The organism is Shinella sp. WSC3-e (genome assembly GCF_945994535.1).
Lineage (GTDB): Bacteria > Pseudomonadota > Alphaproteobacteria > Rhizobiales > Rhizobiaceae > Shinella > Shinella yambaruensis.
On the sequence record NZ_OZ000530.1, the window covers coordinates 1,677,533 to 1,690,554 of the forward strand.

At 65.3% G+C, this 13,022-nt stretch carries 14 protein-coding genes; 2 read left to right on the forward strand and 12 right to left on the reverse strand.

Annotated features, from left to right (window positions below; translation table 11 throughout):
* Positions 1 to 106 precede the first annotated feature (106 nt).
* From ntrC to dusB, 3 genes are read right to left on the reverse strand one after another with little or no spacing between them, the layout of a single operon-like run.
* Positions 107 to 1,561: a nitrogen regulation protein NR(I) gene (gene ntrC / locus AABF56_RS08535; protein WP_244765334.1), complete on the reverse strand. Its 1,455-nt coding sequence runs from the start codon at positions 1,559 to 1,561 to the stop codon at positions 107 to 109.
* Entirely contained in the window at positions 1,561 to 2,709 is a 1,149-nt protein-coding gene (locus AABF56_RS08540; protein WP_272805607.1) for a two-component system sensor histidine kinase NtrB, read from the reverse strand. The genes ntrC and AABF56_RS08540 overlap by 1 nt, the downstream gene beginning before the upstream one ends.
* On the reverse strand, positions 2,706 to 3,731 hold the full coding sequence (gene dusB / locus AABF56_RS08545; protein WP_272805608.1) for a tRNA dihydrouridine synthase DusB: 1,026 nt from the start codon (positions 3,729 to 3,731) through the stop codon (positions 2,706 to 2,708). The genes AABF56_RS08540 and dusB overlap by 4 nt, the downstream gene beginning before the upstream one ends.
* A 146-nt stretch (positions 3,732 to 3,877) precedes the next feature.
* Between dusB and AABF56_RS08550 the strand changes: the two genes are divergently transcribed.
* Together AABF56_RS08550 and AABF56_RS08555 are read left to right on the forward strand one after the other, a co-directional pair.
* Positions 3,878 to 5,089: a bifunctional 2-C-methyl-D-erythritol 4-phosphate cytidylyltransferase/2-C-methyl-D-erythritol 2,4-cyclodiphosphate synthase gene (locus tag AABF56_RS08550; protein ID WP_272805609.1), complete on the forward strand. Its 1,212-nt coding sequence runs from the start codon at positions 3,878 to 3,880 to the stop codon at positions 5,087 to 5,089.
* On the forward strand, positions 5,086 to 5,589 hold the full coding sequence (locus tag AABF56_RS08555) for a CinA family protein (RefSeq protein ID WP_272805610.1): 504 nt from the start codon (positions 5,086 to 5,088) through the stop codon (positions 5,587 to 5,589). Before AABF56_RS08550 ends, AABF56_RS08555 begins: the two co-directional genes overlap by 4 nt.
* A gap of 1 nt (position 5,590) precedes the next feature.
* On the opposite strand, the gene AABF56_RS08560 is transcribed toward AABF56_RS08555, so the two are convergent.
* From AABF56_RS08560 to AABF56_RS08600, 9 genes are all read right to left on the reverse strand, one after another.
* Positions 5,591 to 6,454: a hypothetical protein gene (locus AABF56_RS08560; protein WP_272805611.1), complete on the reverse strand. Its 864-nt coding sequence runs from the start codon at positions 6,452 to 6,454 to the stop codon at positions 5,591 to 5,593.
* Between the two features lie 57 nt (positions 6,455 to 6,511).
* Positions 6,512 to 6,961: a type II toxin-antitoxin system RatA family toxin gene (locus AABF56_RS08565; protein WP_272805612.1), complete on the reverse strand. Its 450-nt coding sequence runs from the start codon at positions 6,959 to 6,961 to the stop codon at positions 6,512 to 6,514.
* 9 nt (positions 6,962 to 6,970) lie between these two features.
* Entirely contained in the window at positions 6,971 to 7,537 is a 567-nt protein-coding gene (locus AABF56_RS08570; RefSeq protein WP_272805613.1) for an AAA family ATPase, read from the reverse strand.
* A gap of 180 nt (positions 7,538 to 7,717) precedes the next feature.
* A complete protein-coding gene (locus tag AABF56_RS08575; protein ID WP_272807467.1) occupies positions 7,718 to 8,632 on the reverse strand; it encodes a phytanoyl-CoA dioxygenase family protein in 915 nt (304 codons plus the stop codon).
* A gap of 205 nt (positions 8,633 to 8,837) precedes the next feature.
* On the reverse strand, positions 8,838 to 9,866 hold the full coding sequence (gene lipA / locus AABF56_RS08580) for a lipoyl synthase (RefSeq protein ID WP_272807468.1): 1,029 nt from the start codon (positions 9,864 to 9,866) through the stop codon (positions 8,838 to 8,840).
* A gap of 166 nt (positions 9,867 to 10,032) precedes the next feature.
* Positions 10,033 to 11,478: a dihydrolipoyl dehydrogenase gene (gene lpdA, locus AABF56_RS08585; protein WP_272805614.1), complete on the reverse strand. Its 1,446-nt coding sequence runs from the start codon at positions 11,476 to 11,478 to the stop codon at positions 10,033 to 10,035.
* An 88-nt stretch (positions 11,479 to 11,566) separates the two neighbouring features.
* Positions 11,567 to 11,827: a YdcH family protein gene (locus tag AABF56_RS08590; RefSeq protein WP_244765323.1), complete on the reverse strand. Its 261-nt coding sequence runs from the start codon at positions 11,825 to 11,827 to the stop codon at positions 11,567 to 11,569.
* Positions 11,828 to 11,893: 66 nt separating this feature from the next.
* Complete coding sequence (locus tag AABF56_RS08595) at positions 11,894 to 12,535, reverse strand: SGNH/GDSL hydrolase family protein (RefSeq protein WP_244765322.1); 642 nt, start codon at positions 12,533 to 12,535, stop codon at positions 11,894 to 11,896.
* A complete protein-coding gene (locus AABF56_RS08600) occupies positions 12,532 to 12,972 on the reverse strand; it encodes an endonuclease domain-containing protein (RefSeq protein WP_272805615.1) in 441 nt (146 codons plus the stop codon). Before AABF56_RS08600 ends, AABF56_RS08595 begins: the two co-directional genes overlap by 4 nt.
* Between the last annotated feature and the right edge of the window lie 50 nt (positions 12,973 to 13,022).

The window sequence follows — 13,022 nt, forward strand, 5'->3', positions numbered from 1 at the left end:
GCCCGCATCCATGACGATCAGGCACGCGCGCCTATTCGGCCGCAAACCCCTCTGTTACCCTCAAGCAACAGATTGTGGCCAAAATGCAACGCCTGCGGCCATCAAGTCAAGCAGAGCGCGAACTTCTGTACACAGATACACCCAGCTCGCGAATTTTCTTGCGCAGCGTGTTGCGGTTGAGGCCGAGCAGGTCGGCCGCCTTGATCTGGTTGCCGCGGGTGGCGGTGAGCGCGGCGAGAATCAGCGGATACTCCACCTCGGCGAGCACGCGGTCGTAGAGCCCGGTCGGCGGCAGGCCATCGCCGAAGCTGGCGAAATACTGCCGCATATTCTCCTCCACCGCCTGGGAGATGGAGAGCGAGCCGCTGCGCACCGCGGTCTTTTCGATCGGACTGTCCGGGATATCGGCGCGCAGCTCCGTCTCGATGATCTCGCGGGTGATGACGTCCTGCGGATAGAGCGCGGTGAGCCGGCGCACGACGTTTTCCAGCTCGCGCACATTGCCCGGCCAGGGATGCGCCTTCATCAGTTCCAGCGCCTCCTGGTCGAAGCGCTTGGCGTCGAGCCCTTCCTTTTCCGCCTGCTGCACGAAATGGCGCACGAGGTCCGGAATGTCCTCCGCCCGGTCGCGCAGCGGCGGCAGGCGCAGCGGCACGACGTTAAGGCGATAGTAGAGATCTTCCCGGAAAAGCCCTTGATTTATCGACTGTTTCAGATCCTTGTTGGTCGCCGCGACGATGCGCACGTCGGTGCGGATCGGCGTGCGCCCGCCGACGGTGGTATATTCCCCCTGCTGGAGCACGCGCAGAAGCCGCGTCTGCGCATCCATCGGCATGTCGCCGATCTCGTCGAGGAAGAGCGTGCCGCCCTCGGCCTGTTCGAAGCGGCCGGTCGAGCGGTTCTGCGCGCCGGTGAAGGCGCCCTTCTCATGGCCGAACAGCTCCGATTCGATGAGGTCGCGCGGGATCGCCGCCATGTTGATGGCGACGAAGGGGCCGTTGCGACGCTTGCCGTAGTCGTGCAGCGCGCGGGCGACCAGCTCCTTGCCGGTGCCCGATTCGCCGGTGATCATCAGCGTCAGGTCCGTCTGCATCAGCCGGGCGAGCACGCGGTAGATCTCCTGCATCGCCGCCGAGCGGCCGACGAGCGGCATGCCGTCCTGCGTGTCGTCGTCGAGCCGCGCGGGCTTCCGCTTCGGCTCGGACAGCGCGCGGCCGATGATCGCGATCAGCTCGGTGAGGTCGAAGGGTTTCGGCAGGTAGTCGTAGGCGCCCTTTTCCGAGGCCTTGATCGCCGTCATGAAGGTGTTCTGCGCGCTCATCACGAGCACCGGCAGGTCCGGCCGCGCCTTCTTGATGCGCGGCAGGAGATCGAAGGCGTTCTCGTCCGGCATCACCACGTCGGTGACGACGATATCGCCCTCGCCGGCGGCGATCCAGCGCCACAGCGTCGCCGCATTGGAGGTGATGCGCACGTCATAGCCCGCGCGGCTGAGAGCCTGGTTGAGAACCGTGCGGATCGCGGCATCGTCATCGGCAACGAGGACTGTGGCGCCTGTCATCAATCATGTCCTTTGGTCTTGGGAAAGTCGTCGTCTTCGCTGACGCCGCGGGAGGCCGGCATCAGCACGCGGAAGGTGGTCCGGGAGCCCTGGCTGTCGCATTCGACGATGCCGCCATGCCCGCCGATGATCTTCGCCACCAGCGCAAGGCCGAGGCCCGACCCGTTGGTCTTGGTGGTGATGAAGGGATCGAAGAGATGCGGCAGGAGATCCGCCGGCACGCCCGGCCCGTTGTCGTGCACGCAGAATTCCAGCGGCAGCGAAATCTTCTCCCGCGTGCCGGCGACGGAGAGGCGGATGCCCGGGCGGTAGGCGGTCGTCAGCTGGATTTCGCCGTCCGGCCGGTCGCCGATCGCCTCGGAGGCGTTCTTGATGAGGTTGAGGAACACCTGCACCAGCTGGTCGCGATTGGCGAAGACCGGCGGCAGCGACGGGTCGTAGAGCTCGGTGATCTTGATGTTGCGCGCAAAACCCGCCTTGGCGACGATCTTCACATGGTCGAGCACGGAGTGGATGTTGAGCGGCACGCGGTCGACCGGCCGCTCGTCGGAAAACACCTCCATGCGATCGACCAGCGAGACGATGCGGTCCGTCTCGTCACAGATGAGCCGCGTCAGTGCCCGATCCTCGTCGCCGACGGACGTTTCGAGAAGCTGTGCGGCGCCGCGGATGCCCGACAGCGGGTTCTTGATCTCGTGCGCCAGCATGGAGGCGAGCCCCGTCACCGAGCGGGCCGCACCGCGATGGGTGAGCTGCCGGTCGATCTTGTCCGCCATCGAGCGTTCCTGGATGACGACCACCACCGAACCCGGCTCGGTCGTCACGGGCGCAACGTAGATATCGACGAGCTTTTCCGCGCCGAGCCGCGGCGAGCTGAGGTCGACGCGGTATTCGCTGACCGGCGCCTTGCGCTCGCGCACCTGGTCGATCAGCGTCAGGAGCGGGCTGCCGAAGGGAATGAAGGTGGAAATGTCGTGCCGCGCGAGATAGCCGGCGCTCGCCCCGAAGAAGGATTCCGCCTCCCAGTTGGCAAAGGCGATCAGCCCGCCCGCATCGACGAGGATGACCGGGTTCTGGATGGCGTTGAGCACGGCGAGCGCCAAGTCCGGCGCCTTCGCGACATTGGGGTCCTGGGGCTTGCCCGTCATGCGGCCTCTCCAAGCGTCGACGCCGCGCCGGCGAGCAGCGCCTCGGCCAGTCTGTCGGCAACGAAATCGCTGTCGCGCGCCGTCATGAGCTCGGCCTTGGCCGGGCCGGTGAAGCCGGGAGCGAAACGCTCCAGATACCAGCCGAGATGTTTTCGCGCATGGCGCAGCCCCGCCTCGGCACCGTAGAAATCGAGCATCATGCGATAGTGCTCCACCGCGAGGACGGCGATCTCCGCCGTCGAGGGATGCGCGCAGGCGCCGGCCAGCACCGCCGGATGCCACGGCCGGCCCTGCGCCGAGCGCCCGACCATCACCGCATCGGCGCCGGAACGCCGCAGGATGTCTTCGGCATCCTGCGCGGTATCGACATCGCCATTCGCCACCAGCGGAATGGAGAGCACGTCGCGCACCGCGCGGATCGCGTCCCAATCGGCCCTGCCCTCGTAGAACTGCATGCGCGTGCGCCCGTGCACGGTGATCATCGCCGCTCCCGCCGCCTCGGCGCGGGCCGCGATATGCGGCGCATTGATCGAGCCATGATCCCAGCCGAGCCGCATCTTCACCGTCACCGGCACCTTCACCGCCTTGACGGTCGCCTCGATCAGGCCGAGCGCATGGTCGGGATCGCGCATCAGCGCCGAGCCGGAATAGCCGCCGATCACCTTCTTGGCGGGGCAGCCCATGTTGATGTCGATGATGTCGGCGCCCTCGCCTTCGGCGATCCTCGCCGCCTCGGCCATCCAGTGCGCCTCGCGGCCGGCAAGCTGCACCATGTGGGGCCGGATGCCGCAATTGCGGATGCGCGACCAGCTTTCCCGCGCGTTCAGCGCCAGCTCGCGGCTCGCCACCATCTCCGTCACCACCAGCCCCGCGCCGAAACGCCAGGCGAGATCGCGGAACGGCAGGTCCGTGACGCCGGACATCGGCGCCAGAACCACCCGGTTGCGAAGGCTCCGGCCGCCGACATCGAGCGGCGCTGACAGGGAGGGGATCGTCAAATGCTCATCTTTCAAGCAAGTCATGTCTGTGCACTATTTTTAGCCATTCTTGTCGTTCTTGCCAAGCCGCAATCACATGCCGCCGCAATTTTCCAAAGGACGCTGGAATTGCGCCATCCTTCCGGCTAAACCACCTCAAAACGCTTTGAACCGGGAGGTGCGAGACCGAAATGCTGGCGGAAAATGCGCTATCCTGCGGTGTGGTGATCGTCGCCGCCGGGCGAGGCGAACGGGCCGGCAGCCATGCCGAAGGCCCCAAGCAGTATCGGCGCATCGGCGGAAGGCCGGTCATCTCCCATACGCTCGATCTCTTTGTCAATTGGCCGCACGCCCGGCATATCGTAATGGTGATACACCCCGATGACGCGGCCCTGTTCGAAACGGCCCGCGCCGCCGCCCTTCCCGCCGGAGAGCGCCTCACCGTCGTCCATGGCGGCCCGACGCGCCAGCAGTCCGTGCTGGCCGGCCTGGAGGCCCTTCCGGCGGACGCGGTCAGCCACGTCCTCATCCAGGATGCGGTGCGCCCCTTCGTCGAGCCCGCCATCCTGGAGCGCACCCTCGCCGCCTTCCAGCACGGCGCCCGCGCCGTGCTGCCGGCCGTCGCGGTGGCCGACACGCTGAAGCGGGCGGACGCCAACGGCAATGTCGCCGAGACCGTCTCGCGTTCCGGCCTCTTCGCCGCCCAGACGCCGCAATCCTTCCACCTCGCCACCATCCTGGAGGCCCACCGCCGCGCCAGCGCCTCCGGCCGCACGGATTTCACCGACGACGCCTCGATCGCCGAATGGGCTGGCGTGCGCGTGCATCTCGTCGAAGGCAGCGCCGGCAACGTCAAGCTCACCCTGCAGAAGGATATCGCCATGGCCGACCAGCGCCTTTCCCACGGCCTGCCGGACGTTCGCACCGGCAACGGCTATGACGTGCACCAGCTCGTCGACGGCGACGGCGTCACGCTCTGCGGCCTCTTCATCGCGCACGACCAGACGCTCTCCGGCCATTCCGACGCCGACGTCGCGCTGCATGCGCTGACGGACGCGCTGCTCGCCACCTGCGGGGCCGGCGATATCGGCGATCATTTCCCGCCCTCCGATCCGCAATGGAAGGGCGCGGCCTCGCGCATCTTCCTCGAACATGCCGCCGGCATCGTGCGCGCAAAGGGCGGCACGATCATGAACGCCGACGTCTCGCTGATCGCCGAGGCGCCCAAGGTCGGCCCGCACCGCGAGGCGATGCGCCGCAACCTTGCCGATTTCCTCGGCATCTCCATCGACCGCTGCTCGGTCAAGGCGACGACCAACGAGAAGATCGGCTTCATCGGCCGCCGCGAGGGCATCGCCGCCATCGCCACCGCCACCGTCGTCTACGGGGGAACCGACGCATGAGCCTCTGGCCAAAGGACATCGAAGACACCGCGCGAAAAATCGTCGCCGATTTCACGGAGCGCGGCCTGTTGATCGCCACCGCCGAATCCTGCACCGCCGGCCTCATCGCCGGCGCGATCACCGAGATATCGGGCTCGTCGAGCGTCTTCGACCGGGGCTTCGTCACCTATTCCAACGAGGCCAAGCGCGAGATGATCGGCGTCGCCAATGCGACGCTGAAGGCGCACGGCGCCGTCTCCCGCCCGACCGCCATCGAGATGGCCGAAGGCGCCATCGGCAATTCCGCCGCGAACATCTCGGTTGCCGTGACGGGCATCGCCGGGCCCGGCGGCGGTTCGGAGGAAAAGCCGGTCGGCCTCGTCCACCTCGCCGCGGCCCGCAGGGGGCATGAAACGCTGCACCGGGAAATGCGCTACGGCGATATCGGCCGCAGCGCCGTGCGCCTTGCGACGGTACGCACGGCGCTCGAAATGCTGATCGAACTGTCGGAAGCGGACTGAGCTATTTCGCCGCTCCGGGCAGACAGAGCCCGGTGACGTCGAGCAAGGCCTCCATGCGGACCGCCGCGTCGTCCTGCTCCCACCAGGGAACGCCCGTCGCCAGGTATTCCTTGGCCATCCAGGCATCGTTCGTCTCGTGCTCGCGGCGAACGGCGTCCTGATATTCCTTGCCGGCGCGCTTCTCCGCCATGCATGCGGCATAGTCGTCGTCCGCAAGCACGCGGCTGGCATAGATGCCCTCGAAATCCCCCGTGCTGCCGGCCTTGCCGGTCTCGATGTCGGCGACGCGCGCCGCCTGCTCGCGGGAAATGTCGAGGTCGAGGGTCTCGATATAGACCCGTCGTCCCCAGTCCATCTCCTTGTTCGCCGGATCCACAGGCGCGATCTCGTAGATCCGGCTGAGGAGTTTTGCTCCCGCCATCGCCTCGGAGATGACCGCGACGGTGGTGAGCGTGTAGGTGAGGCTTCGCGCCTCGACCTTTCCCGCCAGTTGCCCCAGCGGCTCGAACCTGCGCGTCACCGTCGCCGTCTCGCCGACGGGCACGGCCCTGATGTCCGGCGTCACCGTCTCCTTCCCGTTGAGGAACAGATACATGTTGGCGACGCGGCCGGGCGGAAAATCCTGGTCGCTGTAACGAAGCGACTCGGGATAGGCGCCGGGGCTGCGCGAACGCGTAGTCACCTTCAGCCCTTCGGAGAGCCAGTAGTTGCCGGCGATCGGGCGTTTGTCGGCATCGAGCAGCAGCACATAGCTTCCGGGCTTGCGCATCAGCGTCAGGTCGGGCTCAGCGGATGCGCCATCGGCCGCGAACATCGAAGAAGCCAGCACAAGAATGCGCAAGCGCCCTATCGTCACAGCACCCATCGTCCGCCTCCCGGCCGTTGATCCTCGGGTGAATGACGGATGGTCGCGCCGTTTTGTTCAGCTGCCGTAGATCGCCGCAGCGCGTTTTTCGAAGGCGTCGGTGAACATGCGGAAGGCGCGATCGAACATCGAGCCCATCAGCGCGCCGAGAATGCGGCTCTTGAATTCGTAGTCGATGAAGAAGTGTACGGAGCAACCGCCGCCCGGCGCCGCCTCGAAGCGCCAGCGGTTGTCGAGATAGCGGAACGGCCCGTCGATGTATTTGACGTCGATCGCCCGCTCGGCGCGGTTGAGGAGGACCTGGGTGGTGAAGGTCTCGCGGATCGCCTTGTAGCCGACGGTCATGTCGGCGACCAGGAGCTCCTTGCCGTCGCGCTCCTTGCGCGAGCGCACGGTCAGCGCCTCGCAAAGTGGCAGGAACTCCGGGTAGCGCTCGACATCGGCGACGAGGTCGTACATCTGTTCTGGCGTGTGGGGGACCGGACGGCGGGTTTCGAACTGAGGCATGGCCGAGAGCTAATATTGCCGCGCGAGGATGGCAAGTAGCCGGCGGTTCTCCGCCTTGGATTTCAACACGCAAACCGGCACATCAGGGCCATATGCCGCAAGCTTCTCATCGATTTCCGGGCTCTCCGTCTTCTCGAAGTTCCAGATATAGGTCAGGAATTCGCGCGTCATCCGCTCCGGGCAACCATCGGCCATCTCCGGCCGCGACCGGCCGCGGAATTTCAGCCAGCGCGAGAGCACGCCGTAAAGCGACGTCCAGCGCGGCGGGCGAAGCCAGAGGACGAGATGCGTGCGCGGCAGGCGCACCGGCAAGGTGCCCGGGCTGGTGCCGTCGATGATCCAGCGCTCCTGCGCCACAATCGCTTGCAGGCGCGCCAGGGCCTCCGCGCGGGGCCGCACCGTCCAGCCCGGCAGCCAGAAGATCTCGCGGTCCATCGAGACATAGGGCAAACCGAGCCGCTCGCCGAGTTTTCGCGCCAGCGTCGACTTCCCGCTGCCCGAGCAACCGATCACCAGCACGCGGTTCGCCGTCGTCAGCCGCTCGGCAGCCTCCCCGATCGTGATCGAAACAGTCATGGGTTTTCTCATGGACATCCGGCCGTCGGCGGGTTGGCAATCCGTGCCGCACGGCGTTAGAGCATTTCCAGGAAAAGTGCGAAGCGGTTTTCCGTCCGGAAATGCGTTGAAACAAACAGATAGAGCGTTTTCGCGGTTCGAAGAAAAGCGGAAACGCTCTAGACGCAGCGAGCGGCAAGATCAAGACGGCGTGTGGTTCGAAGGAATGTCAGGCCGCGGACGGGCCTGGCCGATCGGTCGCCATATCTCACGCTGCAAACCGAGGCGCACAAGCCAATCCTCCAGATACCACCCGATCACCTCCTTGCGTCCGCGCACGAAGGGAATGTGGGCGACATCGAGATTGACGAAGGGCAGGAACGGATTCGGCCTTTGCGATGCGTAGAATTCCACCCGAACGGAACTGCGCGCGGAATAGCCCCGGGCATGGAACCCGAATGTATCGCCGACGACGAGCGTATTGGCCGGCACCGCGAATTTCGTCGGCATGGGCAGATGGAGGCGCTTCATCGCGGACAGCGGGATACGGAAGGAACCGCCGGTCCATCCGCGCGACCCCAGAATGCTCATCCGCTTCTGCCACGCAAGCCGGCGCCGCGTCAGCTTGTGCGAGCCCGCGACATAGGTGAAAGGCCCCTCGTCTGCCGGCACATCGTAGAGGAAATACCAGGCCTTTGCGGTGGAATGGAACGTGTCGGTATGCAGGTCGGTCTGGGGATCCATCTCGCCGGCGCCCTGCGAAGGCGTGCCGAAAATAGTCTGGATGCTCAGCACCGGTTCGACATTGAACCCGCCGACATAACGGATCGGGCCGGTCCATCGTTCACTGTTCAGGAATGCCTTTATCGCGGGGTTTTTCGCCAGGACATCCGGGGTCAGGGGGATACGGCGGGTGACGGCGCGGCCCTCGCGCATTTCGCGTGCGGGTGCCTCAAGGGACTCGACCTCGCGGACCAGCGCCTTGAAGTCCTCGTCCGACAAGAGGTTACGGCGCTCGATGAAGCCATTGGCCGCGAAGAAGGATCGTTCGTCCTTCGTGACGAGATGGCGAAGCCGCTTTCGGCGCCAGCCCGCAATTCTGGCGGCGGTTTTCACCCGCCAGACGTGAAGGCCCTTGCGGTTCAGTCGCTCGCTTCCGAGGATCGGGTTGCGGAACTCCTTGTTTCCCGAAAGGATCTGCAAAGCGTGAATGGGCGCCAGGAGGATATTCCCGATCCTGGCGAGAACGCTGCCTTTGCTCATCCGGTCCTCCACGGTCAAAGCGGCAATGTAGCAGCCGGATCGTGCTGGCCAAGGACTTTTACTCGGCGGCGATGGAGAGCTTTCTTTCTCGCGCAGCCTTCAGCCGGGCGAAGTCGTCGCCGGCATGGTGCGAGGAGCGGGTCAGCGGGCTGGAGGAGACCATCAGGAAGCCCTTGGTATAGGCGACCGTCTCATAGGACTTGAACTCCTCCGGCGTCACGAAGCGGTCGACCTTGTGGTGCTTGCGGGTCGGCTGCAGGTACTGGCCGATGGTCAGGAAGTCGACATCGGCGGTCCTGAGGTCGTCCATCAGCTGGAGCACTTCGTTGCGCTCCTCGCCGAGGCCCACCATGATGCCCGACTTGGTGAACATGGTCGGGTCCAGTTCCTTCACGCGCTGCAAAAGGCGGACGGAGTGGAAATAGCGCGCACCCGGACGAACCGTCAGGTAATTGCCCGGCACGGTCTCCATGTTGTGGTTGAAGACGTCCGGCTTGGCGGCGACGACGCGCTCCAGCGCGCCCGGCTTCTTGAGGAAGTCCGGCGTCAGGATCTCGATCGTCGTCAAGGGCGAAGCCGCGCGGATCGCCCAGATCACCTTTTCGAAGTGCTCCGCGCCGCCATCGGCAAGGTCGTCGCGGTCGACGGAGGTGATGACGACATGCGACAGGCCCATCTGCCGGACGGCCTTGGCGACGTTTTCCGGCTCTTCCATGTCGAGTGCATTCGGCTTGCCCGTCGCCACGTTGCAGAAGGCGCAGGCGCGGGTACAGATCTCGCCCATGATCATGAAGGTCGCGTGCTTCTTGTCCCAGCACTCGCCGATATTCGGGCAGCCCGCCTCCTCGCACACCGTCACCAGCTTGTGCGAGCGCACGAGGTCGCGCGTTTCCTGGTAGCCCTTGGAAACCGGCGCCTTGACGCGGATCCATTCCGGCTTGCGCAGCACTTCCGTATCCGGCCGATGGGCCTTTTCCGGATGGCGCACCCGCGGAGCGTTGGGATCAAGATTGGTGCGGTCGAGAATGGTGACCATGTCGATTCCACTTTCTAGCAGGCTTCTGCGCCTGTCTTGCGGACCCGAAATTTCGAGCCAGCCTTATCTGCGGCAGGCTCGGGCTGCTGTCAAACCTCGCCCCGCCCCTCCGACGCTTATGGATGGTCGGGTCAAGCCCGACCATGACGAAAGAGAGGTTCGCGGCATTTTTCCGAGAGCCTGAGCCCGCCTCATGTGGAGGCGGGCTTTAGCACGTTCAAGCGTTCAGTGCACGCCCATAGGCATCGAGCACGCTTTCCTTCAGCGTTTCCGAAATGGTCGGGTGCGGGAAGATCGTGTGCATCAGCTCCTCCTCGGTCGTCTCCAGGTTCATGGCGATGACGAAGCCCTGGATGAGCTCGGTCACTTCCGCCCCGACGAGGTGGGCGCCCAGAAGTTCGCCCGTCTTCTTGTCGAAGATCGTCTTGACGAGGCCCTGGTCCTCGCCGAGCGCGATCGCCTTGCCGTTGGCGACGAAGGGGAAGCGGCCGACGCGGATGTCGCGGCCCTGCTCCTTGGCCTTCGCTTCCGTCAGGCCCACGGAGGCGACCTGCGGATGGCAATAGGTGCAGCCCGGGATCTTCGCCTTGTCCATCGGATGCACGTTCGGCAGGCCGGCGATCTTCTCGATGCAGATGACGGCCTCGTGCTCGGCCTTGTGGGCGAGCATGGGGGGACCTGCGACGTCGCCGATCGCATAGATGCCCGGCACGTTCGTCTTGCCGTAGCCGTCGATGGCGATGAAGCCGCGGTCGGTCTTCACGCCGAGCGCCTCAAGGCCGATATTCTCGATGTTCGCCTGCACGCCGACGGCCGAGATCATGCGGTCGGCGGTGATCTTCTCGACCTTGCCGTCCTTCATCTCGACATGGGCGGTGACAGAGTTGGCGCCCTTCTCCACCTTGGCGACCTTGGCCTCCAGATGGATCTTCATGCCCTGCTTCTCGAACTGCTTCTTGGCGAGCGCCGAGATTTCCGCGTCCTCGACCGGCATCACCGTCTTCATCACCTCGACGACCGTCACATCGACGCCGAGCGTGCGATAGAAGGAGGCGAACTCGATGCCGATGGCGCCCGAGCCCATGACGAGCAGCGACTTCGGCATTTCCTCCGGCTTCATCGCTTCAAAGTAGGTCCAGATCAGCTTGCCGTCCGGCTCGATGCCCGGCAGCGCGCGCGGACGGGCGCCGGTGGCAATCACGATGTGCTTGGCCTTGTAGGTGCCCTCGGGCAGGACGTTCTTCGGCAGCGGCGCCTGCGGCTGCTGGATCGCCTTGCTCGTCTTGGAGACGACGATCTCGCCGGGCTTGGTGATCTTGGCCTCGCCCCAGATGATGTCGACCTTGTTCTTCTTCATCAGGAAGCCGACGCCGCCGTTCATGCGCTGGGCGATGCCGCGCGAGCGGGCGACGATCGCCTTCAGGTCCGGCGTCACCGTGCCCTCGATCTTCACGCCGTAATCGCCCGGATGCTGGGCATAGTGGAAGATCTCGGCCGAGCGCAGCAGCGCCTTGGTCGGGATGCAGCCCCAGTTGGAGCAGATGCCGGCGAGATGCTCGCGCTCGACGATGGCCGTCTTCAGGCCCAATTGCGCCGCGCGGATCGCGGCGATGTACCCGCCCGGTCCCGAACCGATAACGATGACGTCGTAGGCATTCGACATGAGCGCTTCCACTCCTCTGTTGTTCTTCTGCGCCCGCGATCGGCTGACGCCGCCGCGGCCTTGACGAGGAGCGGAAGCACTCCGCCCCTCAGGGAAGCTCTTCGACCTTTTCCGGCCGCGTCAGCATCCCGTAGATTTCATCCTTGAGCCGCATCCGCGCCTTCCGCATGTCGGCCATGTGGACGTCGGCGACGGGCTCGATATCCGTCTCGGCGCGGTGGATCGCGAGATTCACCGCCTGGTATTCCTCGGAAATCCGGTGGAAGTGGCCATCGACCTCGCGCAGGTGGCGGATCTTGGCCAGATGCTCCGGAAATTCCTCTGCCAGTTGGTGCGGGGTGTTCGGCATGTCCATCTCCTTCTTCTGATGATGGTGACAGCCTAGCGCGCCCGCGCCTTCCCTCCTTGATCCCGGTCAAAGCCCGAGCATCATGCGCGCGACCGGTTCCAGCCCCTTGCCGATCGCCCGCGTGTTCCGCGCGTCGAGATGCACGCCGTCGAGCGGCGTCGTCTCGGCCACCGAGCCCGCATCGAAAAAGCCGCAGCCGCGCTCGTCCGCCAGGTCCGCATAGAGCGTCGCCAGCATCGCCGATTGCTCCACGCCGCCGGCGAACATGGCCGCGAAGGCGGTGTTCGCCGTTTCGCAGAGCGGCGGCGGCGAGACGATCAGCACCTCCGGCCCTTCCGCCGCGTCGAACGACCAGGCGTGGTGGCGCACCAGCTCCACCAGCCGCTCCATGCCCTGCACCGCGCCGAAGGCCGTGCCGCAGATGGCGGGCTTCATGTCGTTGGCGCCGAGAAACAGGATGACGAGGTCGATCGGGTCGTGGCTGTGCAGGATCGTCGGCAGGATGCGCGCACCGTTGCGGTCGCAATCGGCCAGATGGTCGTCATAGGCGGTGGTGCGGCCGTTGAGGCCCTCCGCGATCACGGCGACACCGGGCCCGAGGGCCTTGGCGAGCACGCTCGGCCAGCGATCCTCGAAAGCGTGCCGGTCAAGCGTTTCCGCGTTGTAGCCCCAGGTCAGGCTGTCGCCGTAGCAGAGAATGGTTTTCACAGCATCCCCCCGGAATATTCCCCTCCCCCTTGCGGGGAGGGGTCAGGGGTGGGGGTGGTTCCGCGGAGTTCCATGGCGATCCTTCCAAGGACAGACATCATATCCAGCATCACTTCGCGGTTCTGGAAACGAATGACGCGAAAATTCTGTTCACGAAGATAAGCCTCCCGCTCGACATCTCGTCTTTTCCGTCCCGCATCGGCATGGATTTCACCGTCGACCTCGATAACGAGCCTCCTGCCCAGACATACGAAATCCGCGACGTAACGACCGATTGGCACTTGTCGACGGAAATGAGTTCCCGGAATGCCCGGCAATTCCTTGCGAAGCGCGGCCCAAAGGCGGCGTTCCGCATCCGTCATCGAGCGGCGAAGGCGCGGCGCGTTCATCGCCGCTTCACGACTGGGCGGATTCGATTTTTCGCGATTCCAGACCATGTTCACCGTTCCTGCCCCAATCGGCACCCCCACCCGTCCGCTGCGCGGAC

Excerpts from the sequence above, each read along its gene's own strand:
- ntrC (WP_244765334.1), bottom strand. The coding sequence starts at position 1,561 with ATGACAGGCGCCACAGTCCTCGTTGCCGATGACGATGCCGCGATCCGC.
- AABF56_RS08540 (WP_272805607.1), bottom strand. The coding sequence starts at position 2,709 with ATGACGGGCAAGCCCCAGGACCCCAATGTCGCGAAGGCGCCGGACTTG.
- dusB (WP_272805608.1), bottom strand. The coding sequence starts at position 3,731 with ATGACTTGCTTGAAAGATGAGCATTTGACGATCCCCTCCCTGTCAGCG.
- AABF56_RS08550 (WP_272805609.1), top strand. The coding sequence starts at position 3,878 with ATGCTGGCGGAAAATGCGCTATCCTGCGGTGTGGTGATCGTCGCCGCC.
- AABF56_RS08555 (WP_272805610.1), top strand. The coding sequence starts at position 5,086 with ATGAGCCTCTGGCCAAAGGACATCGAAGACACCGCGCGAAAAATCGTC.
- AABF56_RS08560 (WP_272805611.1), bottom strand. The coding sequence starts at position 6,454 with ATGGGTGCTGTGACGATAGGGCGCTTGCGCATTCTTGTGCTGGCTTCT.
- AABF56_RS08565 (WP_272805612.1), bottom strand. The coding sequence starts at position 6,961 with ATGCCTCAGTTCGAAACCCGCCGTCCGGTCCCCCACACGCCAGAACAG.
- AABF56_RS08570 (WP_272805613.1), bottom strand. The coding sequence starts at position 7,537 with ATGACTGTTTCGATCACGATCGGGGAGGCTGCCGAGCGGCTGACGACG.
- lpdA (WP_272805614.1), bottom strand. The coding sequence starts at position 11,478 with ATGTCGAATGCCTACGACGTCATCGTTATCGGTTCGGGACCGGGCGGG.
- AABF56_RS08590 (WP_244765323.1), bottom strand. The coding sequence starts at position 11,827 with ATGCCGAACACCCCGCACCAACTGGCAGAGGAATTTCCGGAGCATCTG.
- AABF56_RS08600 (WP_272805615.1), bottom strand. The coding sequence starts at position 12,972 with ATGGTCTGGAATCGCGAAAAATCGAATCCGCCCAGTCGTGAAGCGGCG.